This window comes from Arthrobacter sp. P4_F10 (assembly GCF_056401435.1).
The window spans coordinates 22,630-39,915 of record NZ_JBFUJJ010000011.1; the positions used below are offsets into that span (position 1 = coordinate 22,630).

Below are 17,286 nucleotides of genomic sequence, written 5' to 3' on the forward strand. Positions count from 1 at the left end.
CTGTTCTATTTTGCCTGTTTCATTCTGCCTGACGGGTCCCGGCGATACGGAAAAAGGCCTGTCACAGTCAGGTCATTGAGACGCCGGGGGCTGCCGGCCTACGGGCGCCGGGAGGGCAGTCCCGGGCCGAACGAAAATTATCCGGAGTAATTCAAAATAGGCTAGGCTGGCATGCGAACGTACGGCGGATCCCGCCAGGGCGCATCCTGCATGCAGCCCGCACGCGGTACGGTGGGAATGACGCAAGGACTGCGCTCGAGGAGCTGAGCTGAATGACGGATCTGATCGATACCACGGAGATGTATCTTCGGACCATTCTGGAACTTGAAGAAGAAAACATCGTTGCCCTCCGTGCCCGCATCGCCGAACGGCTCCGCCACTCCGGCCCCACCGTTTCCCAGACCATCGGCCGCATGGAGCGTGACGGGCTTGTGGTTGTTTCCGGTGACCGGCACCTTGAACTGACCGAAACCGGGCGGAAACGCGCCATCGGTGTCATGCGCAAGCACCGCCTCGCCGAACGACTGCTCGCGGACGTGATCGGACTCGACTGGGCCTACGTCCATGAGGAAGCGTGCCGCTGGGAGCATGTCATGAGCGAACGCGTCGAGCGCCGAATCTTCGAGATGCTCAACCACCCGACAGTTTCGCCCTACGGAAACCCCATTCCGGGGCTGGCAGATCTTGGCGGGGTGCCCAATGGTGCCCCCGCGGACAGGGCGGTAAACCTCCTGGAGGCCATGGCCGGTTACGGTGCGGGTTCGCGGATCACGGTCAACCGGCTCGCGGAGCCGATCCAGGTGGAGCCGGAGCTTCTGGCCCAGCTCGACGAAGGCGGAATCCGGCCTGGCGCGCTGGTCTCGCTGGAGCGTGTGGGGGAGTACATCTCGGTCCGCGTCCCCGATATCGAGGGAGCCCTGGAACTGCCGCCCGAGGTTGCCGCGCACGTCTTTGTAACGGTCGCCTGACCGGCCGCAACGGGCCGGTTGTGGGACGACCCATGAGTTCTGCACAGTTGCGATTACGGATTTATCACCGGGCGGCTTAATCCCCTATAGTTAGTGGCCAGTACCGATACCAAAGCGTTACCTGATCCGAAGCCGAGCCCTGCCAGCGGATCAGTCGCTGAACCACCTTCTGGCAGGGGCGGGGGAACCACTTTCGGCTGCTACTTAAGCAGCCTTGGGGTGAAGTCCGTCAGCGGCAAGCAGCTTCCACCGAAGGATCCCCTGGGGATACCCCTGTGCCTGGCTGCTTGCAACGGCGGACCGGGTCTTTGATCTCTCTGACCCGAATCCGACAGCTAACTTCGCAGGCTCTCCAGAGAGGAACCGTTCTTGACCACCCAGACCGCCAGGGGCCGTCGCCGCGCGACCGGTCCCGCTCCGGAGCCGCGTCCCGTCGTCGCGCATATGGCCGAACGCCCGCGCGACGCGCACCGCGATGAACGGCGTCGCCGGCGCAGTCCGTTCCGTCAGGTAACGGAGTTTGCCTCGGCCAGCGGAGTCGGGCAGAAAGCCGGGATCGCCCTGGCCGCAACTGGTCTGGTTCTCACCGTGACGGTCCCCGTCACGAGCCCCGTGATGGCCTCCAATCCCGGCGGATCCGGCGCTCTCTCGGCCGCCGTTCAGCCGGATGTCACCGCCGCTGCCGCGGCAAAGGTCGACTTCAGCCGCACTGCCGTCACCACGAAGGGCGATCCGGACGGGAAGCTCAAGCAGCTGCTGAGCGCCCAGTCTGTGGGCAGCATCACCCGCGCCGCATCGGCGGGCACACTTGGCGGGCCGCTGGATCAGCTGGTCACGGCCTCGCCCTACGGCTACCGCGTCAGCCCCATTACCGGAGGCGCGGGGGAGTTCCACCGCGGCCAGGATTTCGCTGCCCAGTGCGGCACGGCGGTCCATGCAGCCGCCAGCGGCACCGTGACCTTCAATGGATGGCATCCCTTCGGCGGTGGAAACCGGGTGGTCATCGACCACGGTAACGGCCTGGAGACCACGTACAACCACCTGTCCTCTGCCTCGGTCGAGGTCGGCCAGAAGGTATCGCGCGGTGACGTCGTCGCCATGAGCGGAACCACCGGCGCCTCCACGGGCTGCCACCTCCACTTTGAAGTGATGGTCAACGGCGACGTCGTTGACCCCCTCGGCTGGCTCTAACAAAGACGATGGACCACTCTCAGATTCTTGTGACACGCCGTGATCTGAATGTGACATTGGGTCCGGACTCCTGTAGGGTTTGAAGCACGCCAACTTTTCCGAAGTTGGCGCTCTTGAGTGGATTGCCTAGCTCTGCCACCGCTCAAGGTCCGTTCGCATTACATCGTCTGGCAGGGGCGGGGGAACCAATTTTGGCCTTCGAAAGAAGGCCTTGGGGTTAAGTCGCAAAGCTTCCCAGGAAGCAGCGCGGCCGGGTGACTCCCATCCGAATCCGACAGCTCACCTCGTAGGCATTGGGAGAGGCTACTTTCGTGTCTTCACGCCACAATTCTGCGCGCATGCGCACCGGCGAGGCTCTTTTGAGCCCGCTGGAATCCACATCACGTGCCGCCCTTGCCGGCGCCCGGATTGGATCACGTTCCGCAGGCTCATTCTCTACCGAGCCCGGACAGCATGCAGTTTCCGCTTTTGGCGCGTCTTCGCAGTACACCCTTCGCTAAGTAACCCATTTCGGGGCGATCCGGCGTACCCCCAAGATGCCGGAGCGTCCTCAGTCCGTGCCCGAAAGCGCGCGGTCCAAGGATCACGAAAGAGAGAACTTAATGACTACTCGTGCAACTGTTGCACGGCACCGCGCCGAGGTCACCAAGACCAACTCGCTGGCTGTTATTGCCAAGGCTGTCGGCGACAACGCCGGCGGCGTGGGCCGTCAGGCCGCGGTCATCGCCGCAGCTTCCGGTCTGGTTCTGACCAGTGGAATCGCAGCCAACGCTGCTGAGACCAATGTTCAGCGCGAATCCACCTCCGCTTCGGCCCTGGAAGTCCAGTCCGCCGCTCCGGCCACAATCTCGGCCGCTTCCACCATCGCGATCTCCTACGAGAAGCCCGCTGTGACCACGTCGCCGGCTCCCGTCGTGCAGGTCCAGGATTCCAACGCCTCCCGCGCCGGTGGCACCGAGCTTGGTGTCAGCGGCGGCGTCGCTGCCCAGGCTCCCGCCGGCATCGGAAGCGGCTCCGGCGCAACCATCGCCGCCGCTGCCTACGCACAGATCGGCGTGGCGCAGGACTGCACCGCCCTCGCCACCAACGCGCTGGCCGCGGCCGGCATCCACTACCACGGCTGGCCGGCAGGTTACCTGTCCCTGGGCCGCACCGTGAGCGCCGCCGAGGCACGCCCGGGCGACCTCGCCTACTACCAGAACGGCGGCGTGGGCATGGCTCACATCGCGGTCTACGTCGGCAACGGCATGGCAGTCCACGGCGGCTGGAACGGCGGAACCACCGCGCTGTACAGCGTAAACGTCGGCTCCGGCCCGGTCTTCATCCGCGTCGGCGCCTAAGCAAGACCCCCAGCACCTTCGAAAGACCCCCGCCTCTTGGCGGGGGTCTTTTGCGTTGCCGCGCCGTGAACTTTCCGCGCTGAAGACTGCGCCCGTGAAAAAATATTCGGTGATCCGGCACCTGAGTGTTTACTCTTGTGTTGTCGATCCATAGCCCGACCATGCAGAGGGCAGCCGGCCCTCGTGCCGCTGGCGGGTGCGGCCGTGAAGAGGTATGCGGATGCGCACTCTCGTTCTGAATGCTGGATATGAACCCCTGGCGGTCATCACCTTCCGCCGGGCGCTCGTCCTTGTCCTAACCGGAAAGGCCAGCGTGGTGGCCGAAGGGGACGACCCCGTTGTCGGCCCCCAGGATATTCTGGGCCGCCCGTCCGTGATCCTGCTGAACCGCTACATCCGGCCGAGGTACAACACCATGACAGCGGTGAGCCGCCGCGGCGTGCTCCGCCGCGATGCCCACCGCTGCGCCTACTGCGGCAAGGCTGCCCACACCATCGACCACGTCCAGCCAAAATCCCGGGGCGGGGCCGATTCCTGGGAGAACCTGGTGGCGGCGTGCCTGCGGTGCAACAACGCCAAGAGCGACCACACCCCGGCGGAGATGGGCTGGAAGATCGGTTTTGTTCCGGGCCCGCCAAAGGGCGCCATCTGGCAAATCAAGGAGCTCGAGAAGCCGACGCCGGCTTGGGACCCGTTCCTGTTGCCTGAGTCAGCGGCCTGAACTGCTGCCTGGACTGCTGCCTGAACTGCTGCCGGGCAGTTCATGGCTGATTCGGCGGCAGCCGGCGCCGCGCTAGGCTGAACCGGTGGAGTTCGATGCCATTATTCTCGCCGGGGGACGGTCCTCCCGCCTGGGCGGCGTGCCCAAATCCGGGCTGATCTACGACGGCGCCACCCTCCTTGAGCGCTCACTGCGCGCCGCGGGCGGGGCAGGGCGCACCGTCGTCGTCGGTCCTGACCCCGGGGACCTGCCCGGGGGCGTGCTGAGCTGCAGGGAAGACCCGCCTTTCGCGGGGCCGGCCGCAGCCATCGCCGCGGGACTGGCCGCGCTGGACGCGGACCACCCCGGCCGGCACGGGGCAGCCGCGGCGGCGCCGTTTACCCTGGTCCTTGCCTGTGACATGCCGCGCTCGGCCGAGGCAGTCCGCGCCCTGGCCGAATCGCTGGCCGCGTCTGTTGCAGTTGCGCCGGAACGGGACGGGGGCGACGGCGTCATGGCCGTCTCGGCCGAAGGCCGGAAGCAACCACTCGCGGGGTTTTATGGCACAGCTGCGCTACAACGTTGTGTTGCGGACGCCGCGGCCAGGGGCAGCCTGGAAAACGCGTCGGTCTTCGCCCTTCTTGCTAGGCTGGACGTGCGGGAAGTTCGCGTTCCCCCCGGTTCCACGGATGATGTCGACACCTGGGATGACGCGTCCGCATTAGGCGTTTCCGGTAGGCTTCCAGACCGCGGTCCGGGCGCCGGTCCGGAACTCCGCAGCTGAACTCGACCATGGAGGCAAACGGTGAAAAGCCAGGATGAAACGCTGGAAGACTGGTGCCGTGCCCTGCTCCAGGCCCTGGAGCTGGAAGACGTTGAGATTGACGTGAACGAGGTCCTCGCCCTGGCCGGGGTGGCTGCCCACTCCGTGGTGCGCCCGGCGGCGCCGCTGACGACGTTCATTGCCGGCTTTGCCGCGGGTCTGGCCTCCGGCTCCGGGCAGGCCACGGACTCCGTGTCCATGGAGTCCGCGATGGCCGTGGCGCGCCGGCTCGCCAAGGACTACGCAGCCGCCGAAGCCCCCGGGGCATGACGGCGGCGGCCCCGGACGGCAGCGGACCCACTGTCCCAGGCAGCGACGGCGGTAAAGACGGCCTCAGAGAGGGCTTCACGGAGGGCCCCGCAGACCCTCCCATCCCGGCGGGCCAGGACCCGGCGGGCCCGGACCCGACGGACCCGGATTCAACGGACGAAGATTCAACGGACGAGGACACTGCCGGCCAGGACACGGCGGGGGAGCCGCACCGGCACCTGGCCCACACGTGGCAGGAGGCCCGCCAACTCGCGTTCGACTGCGCCGTTCCCATCCCGGCTGCCCCCGTCCCGCTCCGGCAGGCGCTGGGCCGGACCCTCGCAGCGGACGTCGTTGCCCTGCGGGACATGCCCCATTACGCTTCCTCTGCCATGGACGGCTGGGCCGTCAACGGCAGCGGTCCGTGGATCCTGGCCGAACCCAACCAGCTGCTGGCACCGCATCAGGCAAGTCCGATTGCCACCGGAGGCCTCATTCCGGCCGGGGCCAAGGCGGTGCTGCGCAGCGAGAGCGGCATCATCGGCGCCGACGAGGACGGCCTGCCTGTCCTGAAACTGGGCGGCAACGCGAAACCGGGGGACCCGCGGAACGGGGACCACATCAGGAAAGCGGGGGAGGAAGCCGCCGCCGGAGACGTCCTGATCAAGGGCGGCACCGTCCTGAACCCCGCCCACCTGGCCCTCGCCGCGCTGGCCGGAAGCGACACCCTTCCGGTGCTCGGCAAGGCCTTGGTGCGGCTCGTCTTCACCGGCTCGGAGGTGGTGACGTCCGGGGTGCCGGCACCCGGGCAGGTCCGGGACACCTTCGGACCCCAACTGGCAGCCGTGGTGGGAATGCTCGGCGGGATCTGCACCGAAGAAGTGAAAATCGGGGATACCTACGCCGAATGGCTCGCCGCGCTCGAGGACACCGATCCTGCCGCCGAAAACCTGCCTGCCGACGTCGTCATCACCACCGGCGGCACGGGTCGCTCCGGAACGGACCACCTCCGCCGATCGGTCACCGAACTCGGCGGCCGCCTGCTGATCGACGGCGTCGCCATGCGCCCGGGCCATCCCGCCGTGCTGGCCGAGCTGCCGGACGGCAGGTACATCCTCGGCCTGCCAGGGAACCCGCTCGCGGCCATGATGGCACTGTCCACGATCGGGGCCCCGCTCCTGGCGGCCCTGGGGCACGGACCAATTCCCCCGCTCGGCGAGGTGCCCTGCGGCTCGACGATTGACGCCGATCCCGGCCGGACGCGGCTCATGCCCTTCCGGCTGCTCTATGGCATGGCGTCGCCGGCGCAGCACACCGGCCCGGGAATGATGCGGGGCCTGGCAGCCGCCGACGGCGTGCTGGTGGTCCCGCCCCATGGCGTGCAGCTGGGGGAACTGGTCCCCGCCTTCGCACTCCCTTGGGGGACGCCGCTACCGGACCCGGCGGCAGCCTCCGCCGCGCAGAAGCCGGCCGCGAAGCGGACCGCCAGGAAAGCCGCGGCCAGCGACGGGCCGGTGGACTGGAGTGCCCTCCTGGGCTGAGCCCTGGCCCCCTGCGCTGGCTTCAGGATCAGGCACTTACAATGATGGAACCAGCCAAAGAATCACGACAACCGCACAACATGTTGCTTAGGAGCACCGGATGGGCCGTGTCACGCAACGCCGCAAAGTGCACAAGATCGTCCTGGATGGGTCCCCTCAGGCCCTCGAATTCCCTGTCCGGCACCGGGAGGACGTCCTTGCCGTCGAGGAACCGCTGGAAATCCGGCTCGGAGACATGTCCTTTTCCGTCACCATGCGAACGCCGGGCAATGACTTCGACCTCGTCGCAGGGTTCCTCGTCTCAGAGGGGATCATCTGGGCTCCCGAACAGCTGGTCTCGCTCAGGTTCTGCGCCGGCGAAGACGCCGACGGCATCCAAACGTTCAACGTCGTGGAGGCTCAACTCCGGCCCGACGTCGTCCGGCCCGAGACCGGACGAAACGTCTTCACCTCCAGCTCCTGCGGCATCTGCGGGACGGACTCGATCGATGCCGTGCGCAAGTCCTCGCACTACAGCCCGGCACAGGATCCGCTGACCGTTCCCGTGGAAACGCTCGCGGGCCTCCCGGACACCCTCCGGTCCGCCCAGGAGGTCTTTGACGCCACCGGCGGCGTGCACGCCGCCGGACTCTTCAGAATCGCCGACGACGGCTCGGCGGAGTTGCTGTGCCTCCGCGAAGACGTCGGAAGGCACAACGCGGTGGACAAGGTGGTGGGCTGGGCGCTTCGCGAAGGCCTGCTGCCGCTCCGGGGCACCGTGCTGCAGGTGTCCGGCAGGGCATCGTTCGAGCTCGTCCAAAAGGCAGCTCTCGCCGGGATCCCGGTCCTTGCCGCTGTCAGTGCCCCCTCCAGCCTGGCCGTCGAGCTGGCCGAGGCCAGCGGGATGACCCTGGCCGGGTTCAGCCGCCGGACCAGCCTGAACGTGTATGCGGGCCAGCAGCGCGTCGCGGTCCCGGCACCCGCGGCCGGCTAGGGGCAACACTTGGCCAACAGGTTCCCCGCGGCGTAAGTTTTATCCATCGATTGGAGCCAATCGGACCGCCAGCGCTGAAGAGGAACACATTGCACGATGACCGCCGTCTTACGGAAGTCCGGCTGGACCGCTTTCTGCGTGACCGCGTCGCCCCCGCGGTCTACCCGCGCAGCGTCCCGCTGACACTGAGCAGCTGGGACGCGCCGGACGAACCCGTGCCGGTGCTGGAGGCCCTGCGGCACGAGTTCACACCGCAGGAACACGGCGTGGCCTGGGGCCGCCCGTGGAGCACCAAGTGGCTCCGGCTCCGGGGTGAAGTGCCGGACACCTGGGGAACCGCGGCGGCCACGTCGGTGGAAATCCTCGTGGACCTGGGATTCAGCGGCGAGCTCCCGGGCTTCCAGTGCGAAGGCATTGCCTGGCGGTCCGACGGGACCATTATCAAGGCGATTTCGCCTCGGAACCAGCACATTCCGCTCAAACTCCTGGGCACCGGCATGGCTGTCGACTTCTACGTCGAAGCCGCGGCCAACCCCGACTTGTCCCAGAACTGGACATTCGCCGCCACTCCCTACGGCGACAAGGCGACGGCGGGCAGCGAACCGAAGTACCGCCTCGGCATGATCGCCATCGCTGAACGCAACCAGACGGTATGGGAACTGCAGCAGGACATCCTCACCCTTGCCGGGCTCATGCACGAGTTGCCCATGGACCTGCCCCGCCGCCACGAAATCCTGCGGGCGCTCGAACGCATGCTGGACATCATGGACCCCGACGACGTTGGCGGTACCGCGGAGGCCGGACGGGCCGCCCTCGCCGACGTCCTGGCCCGGCCGGCCTACGCCTCGGCGCACCAGCTCGTGGCCACAGGCCACGCCCATATCGATTCGGCCTGGTTGTGGCCGGTACGGGAAACCATCCGCAAGTGCGCCCGGACGTTCTCCAACGTCGTCGCGCTGATGGACGAGTATCCCGATTTCACCTTTTCGTGTTCCTCGGCCCAGCAGCTCGCGTGGATGAAAGAGTATTATCCGGAGCTCTTCGGGCGCATCCGGGACAAAGTCCGCGGCGGCCGGTTCGTTCCCGTCGGCGGGATGTGGGTCGAATCGGACTCCAACATGCCCGGCGGCGAGGCCATGGCACGGCAGTTCCTCGAGGGCAAGAGCTTTTTCCTGGCCGAATTCGGCGTGGAATGCGAGGAAGCGTGGCTCCCGGACACGTTCGGGTATTCCGCGGCCCTGCCGCAGATCATCAAGGCCGCAGGCAGCCGCTGGTTCCTCACCCAGAAGATCTCGTGGAACCAGGTCAACAGGATGCCCCACCACACCTTCAACTGGGAGGGAATCGACGGCACCCGGGTGTTCACCCATTTCCCGCCGGTGGACAGCTACAACTCCGATCTCAGTGCCCGGGACCTGGCGCACGCAGAGCGGAACTACCGGGACCACGGACGCGGAGGCTCCTCGCTGGTTCCGTTCGGATATGGCGACGGCGGCGGCGGGCCAACACGCGAGATGCTGGCCTCGGCGCAGCGCACGGCCGACCTGGAAGGATCCCCGAAAGTGCGGATCGGCTCGGCAGCCAGCTTCTTTGGCCAGGCCCAGGCCGAGTATGAGCCCCTGCCGGTCTGGGTGGGGGAGATGTACCTGGAACTGCACCGCGGCACCTACACCAGCCAGGCCAGGACCAAGCTGGGAAACCGGCGCAGCGAGCACCTTCTCCGGGAGGCCGAACTCTGGAGTGCCACCGCTGCCGTGCGTTCCGGGCACAGCTACCCTGCCGCGGAGCTCAAGCGCCTCTGGCGGCTGGTGTTGCTGCAGCAGTTTCATGACATCCTGCCGGGGAGCTCCATCGCGTGGGTCCACCAGGACGCCGAACGGAACTATGCCGCCGTCGAACGGGGGCTGGAGGCGATCATCACGGACGCCGCGGCCGCGGCCCTCGGCACCGGCAGCCGGGAATTCCTCCTCAACGCTGCCCCGCAGGAGCGCCAGGGCGTGCCTGCCCTGGCCGCTGCCGAGCCGGTCCGGCCCGGGCAGCCGGTCGAGGTCATCGAAGCAGACGGCGGCTACATCCTGGACAACGGCATCATCCGGGCCGTCGTGGACGCCAACGGACTGCTGGCCTCGCTCACAGACCGTGGCACCGGACGCGACGCGATTGCTCCCGGAGAATTCGGCAACCTCCTGGAGCTGCACCGGGACACGCCGAATGAATGGGACGCGTGGGACATCGACGCCTTCTACCGCAGGAACGTTGTCCGACTGGTCGAGGCGCGTTCGGTGAGTCTGGAGCCCGGCCCCCAAGGGGAAAGCCCGAGCGTCGTCGTGGTGGTGGAGCGCATGGCCGGCTCCTCGCCCGTGACCCAGCGGATAGCGCTCGCCGCGGGCGCTGACTCGCTCGCGATCACCACCCTCGTGGACTGGCAGGAGAGCGAAAAACTGCTCAAGCTGGGCTTCGCCCTGGACGTCAGGGCAGACCGCTCGGCGGCCGAGACGCAGTTTGGGCACGTGTTCCGCCCCACCCACGTCAACACGTCCTGGGAGGCCGCGAAGTTCGAAATCTGCGCCCACCGCTGGATCCATGTCGCCGAGCCGGGCTACGGGGTGGCCATCTCCAACGCCTCCAGTTACGGCCACGATGTCACCCGCAACGTCCGGGGCGCCGACGGCGGCACCACCACCACGGTGCGGGTCTCGCTCCTGCGGGCGCCGAAGTTTCCGGATCCGTACGCGGACCAGGGCAGGCACGAGCTGCACGTCACGATCCGGCCGGGCGCCACCATCGCGGACGCGGTCGAGGAGGGCTACCGCACCAATCTGGCCCCGCGCGTGGTGCAAGGGGCCCACGGGGTGGAGCCGCTGGTCACCGTGTTCAATCCGGCCCTCGTCATTGAAGCGGTCAAACTCGCTGAAGACGGCTCCGGCGACGTAATAGTCCGGCTGTACGAATCGCTGGGGGAACGGTCCGCAGGCCTCCTGAAGGCCAACTTCCCGGTCCGCGGGCTGCACGCCGTGGATTTGTTGGAACGGCCCGTCGACGCCCCGGGCGTGAGGGCAGGCCTCGATTCCGCGGAGCTCACGTTGCGGCCGTTCCAGCTGGTCACGCTGAGGTTTGTGCGCTGACAGGCAGGGCCGTCGGTCCCAGCCCCCATCAGGGACAAAACAGCAGGGACAAAACAGCAGGGACAACACCGGAAAACCCCTTAAACAGGCTGAGTGGGAGCGGTCCTTGCGGACCGCTACCACTCATCCCCCCAATGGCGCTTGGACGGCTGCCTCTGCTTCGCACGGCTGACTTCCGTACACGAAGCGAATGCCGCTTTCACACATTCATGATTCTTTCACGGTCTAATGATTTTGTGAATGCCTTACCCTTTGTTCTTGCGGAATGTTGCGCGAGCGTTACGCGATTCCTTGGCGGCGAGCCCGGAAGCCCAGAACAGTCCCAGGCCTAGGACGTAGCCCAGGACGGCCAAATAGTTGACCGTCTGCTGCGCAAGGAACCAGGGGCCAGGTGCGAAGGAGGCTGGGACGCTGCAGGCGGTGGCGAGGGCGCCGAGGCATGTCAGGAGGGCCGCGGCACGCACCAGCCGCGGCAATTGGCTCCTGGTGGTGGCCAGCAAAGCCGGCAGCAGGGCGAGGGAGACGAAGGCAGGATAGGTACGTCCTGCCGCGGCGTAGAACGGCGCCAGGACGGCATTGGGTCCGCCGTTGTCCGTGATGTCCAGCATGCCGGCCGAGGACCCGCGGGTGTCCATGAGAAAGAAGGTCACCGCCACGGCGGCAGCGCTGATGGCCAGGGCCCAGCGCCCGGCCGGGCCCGCGATGAGGCGGTAGCCGCGGGGGTCGGCCAGCCCGGTCGCGACGCGCAGACCGACCAGCAGGACCGCCGCGAACACGAGGCAGCGCAGGATCAGGTGGGTGAGGTTCCAACCGCCGAGCACCGCGTCGATCGCCTCGTAGGGGCCGGGCACCGAGAGCAGGCTGCACAGGGTCGCGAGAACCAGGATCCAGAAAACGGTCCTGTTCCGCCCCTGGATCGCATCCGGAACGCGGAGGAGAAGCACCACGGAACAGATGATCAGCGTGCCCCACTGGAGGGTTGCAATCATTCCGGGTTCTCCCACGTCACTTGCCTGCTCAGCCCCGAGATGGTCAGGTCATGCCAGCTTGCTTCTTCGGCGCCCGCTTCGCAAGCGTCTTGGCCAACCAGATCAGGGACAGTCCCAGGACCAGGCACAGAACGGCCGAGTAGTTGAAGACGAACCGCATGAATCCGAGGGACGGAGGAATGACCGGGGAGAGCAGGCTCAGGGAGATGGCCACGGTGCCCAGCGCGAGCAACGCCGCGCTGGACCGCACCAGGACGGGGAGGCCGCTGCGCAGGGTCCGCACCATGGCCGGAAACAGGGCCACGGTGATGAACGCCGGGTAGAGGCGCCCGGCGGCCCCGTAGTACTCCACCAAGGCGGCATTACGGTCATCCTTGGCGGACAGGGCGACCAGCCCCGCCGAGGAGCCGGCGGTGTCCATTGTGAGGAAGACCAGCACCACCACCGCCGAGGCGGCTGCGGCTACCGCAATTCCAACAGGACCGGTGATGAGCCGCAGGGCGTCGTCCGCGCTGAAGCCCCGGGCCACCCGGACTCCAAGAAAGAAGATGGCGGCGAAAATGACGAAGCGCAGCACCACGTTGGCGATGTTCATGCCGCCCAGGATCTGGTCCACGGCCAGGTACGGGGCATCGATGCTGAGCAGGATCGCCAGGGTCATCAGCGCAAAGATGGCGAACAGGGACCGGTTCACACCGCGGAGGACGCTGGGCACGCGGGCGAGCGTGACGACGCCGCACACCGCCAGCGTGGTCCACTGCAGGATCGCGATCATCCGAGGTTCTCCCAAATTTTTTCTGTCTGTGCCTGCTCCTGCTCATGGCGCCGCAGCGATTTTCCGAGCGCCTGAAGCCGCTCCCCGGCCAGGGCGCTAAGGTCTCCGGCGGAGAGGGCATCGAGCGCGGCCTGCTTCGCCCCTGGCGTCCAGCCGGCCTCATCCTCGGTTATCAAGCCCGTGGCGACGAGCCCGCCCGTGAATCCTACGCCCGCCGCGCGGGCAGTCGCGACCGCCAGCTCGGGGGACAGCCTGTTGGCCGTGAGCTGGGCCGAATAGTTCTGGGGTGCCACGCCGGTGGCAGCCGAAACCCGGTGGCGCAACTCACCGTCGTCAATCGCGTCCACCCAGTTCCGGACAGAAGTGGCGTGCGGGGCGGGGCTCAGCGGCGGAGTCATGGAGCTGCCATGGTCACCGTAGCCGCCGTAGGCCGGGGACGAACGGGAAATGACCGCGCGCAACAGGTCCATGGTGGCAACCTGGCTGACAAGCTCGGCGGGGGTCGGCGGCTGCGGCGGGGCGGCCAGTTCCGCATAGTGGTCGAAGGAAGCCAGTTCCGTCAGCGGACTCAAGTCCAGGGCCCGGCTGATGCTGACCAGGGTGGTTTCGGCCACTTTCCCGCGCACCAGCTGCTGGGCCAGGGTGGTGCGCTTGATCCCGGAGATCCTGCAGATATCGGCTGTGCTCGCCGACGGGGCAACCCGGTGAAGCCAGAGTTGGAACGCCTTTGCGGGTAGTGGCATCTAGGGCTTCCTGCGGAGTCGACGGGCAGTATGGCTACTGTCATGCGGTGGGGCAGCGGCGATTGGGGCGGGGGATGGAAGCGGTGTGGAGGTGTGGGCTGGGATTTTACGTGAGGTCCTAATTCAACTATGCTAAATGGTCGAACCCGCTGGTCCGTACACCCCCCAAGTCCGGACCGGCGGGTTCTTCTATGCCCGGCTGGTTTTCGGCCAGCCGCGACGGGCGGTTTCTCCCAGTCGGGACGGCCCGTTTGGGCCGCAGTGAGAGGATGAACTAATGACTGCAACCCTTGTTGCCAAGGACCTTTCCGGTGGTCACGATCACCGCACACTCTTCTCGAAGCTGTCCCTGACCGTAGCGCCCGGCGACGTCGTTGGCGTCGTCGGCGCCAACGGTGCCGGCAAATCCACCCTGCTGCGGCTGCTGGCCGGCGTCGACAATCCGCAGGAAGGCACAGTGAGCCTGGCCCCCGCCGACGCCTTTGTGGGCTGGCTGCCGCAGGAACACGAACGAATTGCCGGCGAAACGGTTGCAGGCTACATCGCCCGGCGCACAGGCTGCGCGCAGGCGACCATGGAGATGGAGTCCACCGCCGAGGCGCTGGGCTCCGGCGCTCCCGGCTCCGATGACGCCTACTCCCTGGCCTTCGACCGGTGGATGGCCTCCGGCGCCGCCGACCTGGAGGACCGCATCCCGCCCGTCCTGGCGGACCTTGGCCTCGAGGTGGGGCCGGACGCCGGAATGACCGGCCTGTCCGGCGGCCAGGCGGCCCGCGTGGCGCTCGCCGCCCTGCTGCTGAGCCGGTTCGACATCGTGCTCCTGGACGAACCCACCAATGACCTGGACCTCAACGGGCTGGCCAAGCTCGAGGCCTTCGTGCAGGGCCTGCGCGGCGGCGCCGTCCTGGTCTCGCATGACCGCGAGTTCCTGGCGCGCTGCGTCACCACCATCGTGGAACTGGACCTCGCGCAGAACTCCGTGGCGGTGTACGACGGCGGCTACGAGGCCTACCTGGAGGAACGCGCCGTCGCCCGCCGGCACGCCCGGGAACGCTTCGAGGAGTACGCCAACACCAAGGCCGACCTCGTTTCCCGGGCGCGCACACAGCGCGAATGGAGCTCCCAGGGCGTCCGGAACGCCATGAAGAAAAACCCGGACAATGACAAGATCCGGCGTGCCGCCAGCACCGAGTCCTCCGAGAAACAGGGCCAGAAGGTCCGGCAGATGGAGTCCCGCATCGCCCGGCTCGAAGAAGTTGAAGAGCCGCGCAAGGAATGGCAGCTGCAGTTCAGCATCGGGGCGGCCCCCCGCTCCAGCGCCGTCGTGGCCACCCTGCGCGACGCCGTCGCGCAGCAGGGCGACTTCACCCTGGGCCCGGTGAACCTGCAGCTGAACGCGGGGGAGCGGATCGGGATCACCGGCCCCAACGGCGCCGGCAAATCCACCCTGCTCCGGCTCCTGCTTGGCGTCCAGCAGCCCGACTCCGGTGACGCCTCCATGGGTGCGTCCGTGGCCGTCGGCGAGATCGACCAGGCGCGCGGCCTGCTGGCCGGCGAGCTGTTGCTCGCAGACGCCGTCGAAGCCGTACTGACCGATCAGACCCCGGCGGAGGTGCGCACCCTGCTGGCCAAGTTCGGCCTTAAAGCCGATCACACCAACCGGTCCGTCGACTCCCTCTCCCCGGGGGAACGGACCCGGGCCGCCCTGGCGCTGCTGCAGGCCCGCGGCGTCAACCTGCTGGTGCTGGACGAACCCACCAACCACCTCGACCTTCCCGCCATTGAACAGCTCGAGGAAGCCCTCGACAGCTATGATGGCGCGCTGCTGCTGGTCACCCACGACCGCCGGCTGCTGGAAAACGTCCGCCTTGACGCGCGCTGGAACGTCGAGAACGGCGTCGTCACCGAGCTGCACGCCGATGCCCCGAAAGGCAACACCAAATGAGCATGGACCGGGTTGCCTGGAGCTCCCTCTACAACATCACCCGCGCCTCCAGCGGGTCCAAGCCGTTCTCGAAGGAAACGCTGAAGCGTGTCTTCAGTTTTGCCCGCCCCCACCGCAGCCGGCTGATCGCCTTCGTGCTGCTGTCCATTGTGATGGCCGTCCTGGCCGTTGCCACCCCGGTCCTCGCCGGGCAGGTGGTCGACGAGATCATCGCCCATGCGGATGTCGGAACGGTTCTCTGGCTGGCCGTCCTGATCGCCATCGTCGCGGTTGCCGAGGCCGGGCTGGGCCTTGTGACCCGCTGGCTGTCCTCCACCATCGGTGAAGGCGTCATCGTGGACCTGCGCACGAAGGTCTTCGACCACGTCCAGAAGATGCCGATCGCCTTCTTCACCAGGACCCGGACCGGGGCCCTGGTCAGCCGGCTGAACAACGATGTCATTGGCGCGCAGTCGGCCTTCGCCGGCACGCTCTCCGGCGTGGTCAGCAATGTCGTGGCCCTGGCGCTGACCCTTGCGGTGATGCTGAACAAATCGTGGCTTGTGACGGTGCTCGCGATGATCCTGTTGCCGATCTTCCTGATCCCCGCGCGCCGAATGGGCTCCAAACTGGCCGATCTGCGGCGCGAAGCCGCCGAACACAACGCCACCATGGGCACCCAGATGACCGAGCGCTTCTCCGCACCCGGCGCCACTCTCGTCAAGCTCTTCGGCCGCCCCGACGAGGAGTCCCGCGAGTTCGCCCTCCGGGCCGGCCGGGTCCGGGACATCGGCGTCCGCACCGCCATGCTGCAGTTCACCTTCGTCACGGCGCTGACGCTGGTCTCGGCGCTGGCCCTTGCGCTGGTCTACGGTCTGGGCGGCTGGCTCGCCCTCGCCGGGCAGCTGGCCGCGGGCGACGTCGTGGTGCTCGCGCTGCTGCTCACCCGCCTGTACGCGCCGCTCACGGCACTTTCGAACGCGCGGGTGGAGATTATGAGCGCCCTGGTCAGCTTCGAACGCGTCTTTGAGATCCTGGACCTCAAGCCGCTCATCCAGCAGAAGCCGGACGCGGTGGCATCCCCGCCGGGTCCGCTCTCGGTGGAGTTCGACAACGTCCGGTTCGCCTACCCCTCGGCGGAGAAAGTCTCGCTGGCCTCCCTGGAGGACGTGCGGACCCTGGACACCCGCGGCGGCGAGGAAGTGCTGCACGGCATCAGCTTCCGGGTGGAGCCAGGGCAGACAGTTGCGCTCGTCGGCTCCTCGGGAGCGGGCAAGTCCACTATCGCGCAGCTCCTGTCGCGCCTGTACGACGTCGACTCGGGCGCCATCCGCTTCGGCGGCACCGCGCCCGGCACGGACGTGGACGTCCGCGACCTCACGTTCGACTCGATGCGGGCAACCCTCGGCATGGTGACGCAGGACGGTCACCTGTTCCACGAGAGCATCGCCTCCAACCTGCGCCTGGCCCGCCCGGAGGCCACCGACGAGCAGATGTGGGATGCGCTGCGGCGTGCCCGGCTCGAAGACATGATCATGTCCCTGCCCGATGGCCTGGATACCGTGGTGGGGGAGCGCGGCTACCGGCTCTCCGGCGGCGAGCGGCAACGCCTGACGATCGCCCGGCTGCTCATCGCGCAGCCGCGGGTGGTCATCCTCGACGAGGCCACCGCCGCGCTGGACTCCACCAACGAGGCCGCCGTCCAGGAGGCACTGGGCGCCGCGCTGGAAGGCCGCACCGCCGTCGTGATCGCCCACCGGCTCTCGACGATCCGCGCAGCGGACGCGATCCTCGTGGTGGAGGACGGCTCGATCGTGGAGCGCGGTACCCACAAGGAGCTCCTCGCCGCCGAGGGCCGCTATGCGGAGCTGTACCGGACGCAGTTCTCCGAGGCCAGCGCGGTGGCCCAGGAGGCTGTGCCCGGGTAATGAGCCGGGGTGTTTGG

At 67.5% G+C, this 17,286-nt stretch carries 14 protein-coding genes and 2 riboswitches; of the genes, 11 read left to right on the top strand and 3 right to left on the bottom strand.

Annotation, left to right across the window (positions count from 1 at the left end; all coding sequences use genetic code 11):
- Nucleotides 1-272: 272 nt before the first annotated feature.
- The 9 genes from AC1DR1_RS13220 (at nucleotide 273) to AC1DR1_RS13260 (ending at nucleotide 10,910) form a co-directional block, all read left to right on the top strand.
- Nucleotides 273-968 (top strand): iron-dependent transcriptional repressor DtxR, encoded by a 696-nt coding sequence (locus AC1DR1_RS13220; RefSeq protein ID WP_229993810.1) that lies wholly within the window; start codon nucleotides 273-275, stop codon nucleotides 966-968.
- 145 nt (nucleotides 969-1,113) lie between these two features.
- A riboswitch (cyclic di-AMP (ydaO/yuaA leader) is annotated at nucleotides 1,114-1,333 on the top strand.
- A gap of 4 nt (nucleotides 1,334-1,337) precedes the next feature.
- A complete protein-coding gene (locus tag AC1DR1_RS13225; protein ID WP_229993809.1) occupies nucleotides 1,338-2,159 on the top strand; it encodes a M23 family metallopeptidase in 822 nt (273 codons plus the stop codon).
- 137 nt (nucleotides 2,160-2,296) lie between these two features.
- Nucleotides 2,297-2,466, top strand: a riboswitch (cyclic di-AMP (ydaO/yuaA leader).
- A gap of 295 nt (nucleotides 2,467-2,761) precedes the next feature.
- Nucleotides 2,762-3,499, top strand: a complete 738-nt coding sequence (locus AC1DR1_RS13230) for an NlpC/P60 family protein (RefSeq protein ID WP_476992713.1) — start codon at nucleotides 2,762-2,764, stop codon at nucleotides 3,497-3,499.
- A 220-nt stretch (nucleotides 3,500-3,719) separates the two neighbouring features.
- Nucleotides 3,720-4,220, top strand: a complete 501-nt coding sequence (locus tag AC1DR1_RS13235) for an HNH endonuclease (RefSeq protein ID WP_229993807.1) — start codon at nucleotides 3,720-3,722, stop codon at nucleotides 4,218-4,220.
- Between the two features lie 85 nt (nucleotides 4,221-4,305).
- A complete protein-coding gene (gene mobA / locus AC1DR1_RS13240; RefSeq protein WP_476966909.1) occupies nucleotides 4,306-4,983 on the top strand; it encodes a molybdenum cofactor guanylyltransferase in 678 nt (225 codons plus the stop codon).
- Nucleotides 4,984-5,004: 21 nt separating this feature from the next.
- Nucleotides 5,005-5,292: a DUF6457 domain-containing protein gene (locus AC1DR1_RS13245; RefSeq protein ID WP_364747569.1), complete on the top strand. Its 288-nt coding sequence runs from the start codon at nucleotides 5,005-5,007 to the stop codon at nucleotides 5,290-5,292.
- Nucleotides 5,289-6,812: a molybdopterin molybdotransferase MoeA gene (locus tag AC1DR1_RS13250; RefSeq protein ID WP_476992714.1), complete on the top strand. Its 1,524-nt coding sequence runs from the start codon at nucleotides 5,289-5,291 to the stop codon at nucleotides 6,810-6,812. Before AC1DR1_RS13245 ends, AC1DR1_RS13250 begins: the two co-directional genes overlap by 4 nt.
- A 100-nt stretch (nucleotides 6,813-6,912) precedes the next feature.
- A complete protein-coding gene (gene fdhD / locus AC1DR1_RS13255; RefSeq protein ID WP_229993803.1) occupies nucleotides 6,913-7,785 on the top strand; it encodes a formate dehydrogenase accessory sulfurtransferase FdhD in 873 nt (290 codons plus the stop codon).
- Between the two features lie 89 nt (nucleotides 7,786-7,874).
- Entirely contained in the window at nucleotides 7,875-10,910 is a 3,036-nt protein-coding gene (locus AC1DR1_RS13260) for an alpha-mannosidase (RefSeq protein ID WP_476992715.1), read from the top strand.
- A gap of 245 nt (nucleotides 10,911-11,155) precedes the next feature.
- Here the strand turns inward: AC1DR1_RS13260 and AC1DR1_RS13265 are convergent, their stop codons facing one another.
- The 3 genes from AC1DR1_RS13265 to AC1DR1_RS13275 are packed head-to-tail and all read right to left on the bottom strand — an operon-like array spanning nucleotide 11,156 to nucleotide 13,417.
- Nucleotides 11,156-11,899, bottom strand: coding sequence for a hypothetical protein (locus AC1DR1_RS13265; protein WP_364747575.1), 744 nt, complete (start codon nucleotides 11,897-11,899; stop codon nucleotides 11,156-11,158).
- Nucleotides 11,900-11,942: 43 nt separating this feature from the next.
- Nucleotides 11,943-12,674: a hypothetical protein gene (locus tag AC1DR1_RS13270; protein ID WP_229993800.1), complete on the bottom strand. Its 732-nt coding sequence runs from the start codon at nucleotides 12,672-12,674 to the stop codon at nucleotides 11,943-11,945.
- Complete coding sequence (locus AC1DR1_RS13275) at nucleotides 12,671-13,417, bottom strand: hypothetical protein (protein WP_476992716.1); 747 nt, start codon at nucleotides 13,415-13,417, stop codon at nucleotides 12,671-12,673. Before AC1DR1_RS13275 ends, AC1DR1_RS13270 begins: the two co-directional genes overlap by 4 nt.
- A 277-nt stretch (nucleotides 13,418-13,694) precedes the next feature.
- Between AC1DR1_RS13275 and AC1DR1_RS13280 the strand changes: the two genes are divergently transcribed.
- Entirely contained in the window at nucleotides 13,695-15,362 is a 1,668-nt protein-coding gene (locus AC1DR1_RS13280; RefSeq protein WP_476992717.1) for an ABC-F family ATP-binding cassette domain-containing protein, read from the top strand.
- Nucleotides 15,359-17,269: an ABC transporter ATP-binding protein gene (locus AC1DR1_RS13285; RefSeq protein ID WP_476992718.1), complete on the top strand. Its 1,911-nt coding sequence runs from the start codon at nucleotides 15,359-15,361 to the stop codon at nucleotides 17,267-17,269. Before AC1DR1_RS13280 ends, AC1DR1_RS13285 begins: the two co-directional genes overlap by 4 nt.
- Nucleotides 17,270-17,286: the final 17 nt, after the last annotated feature.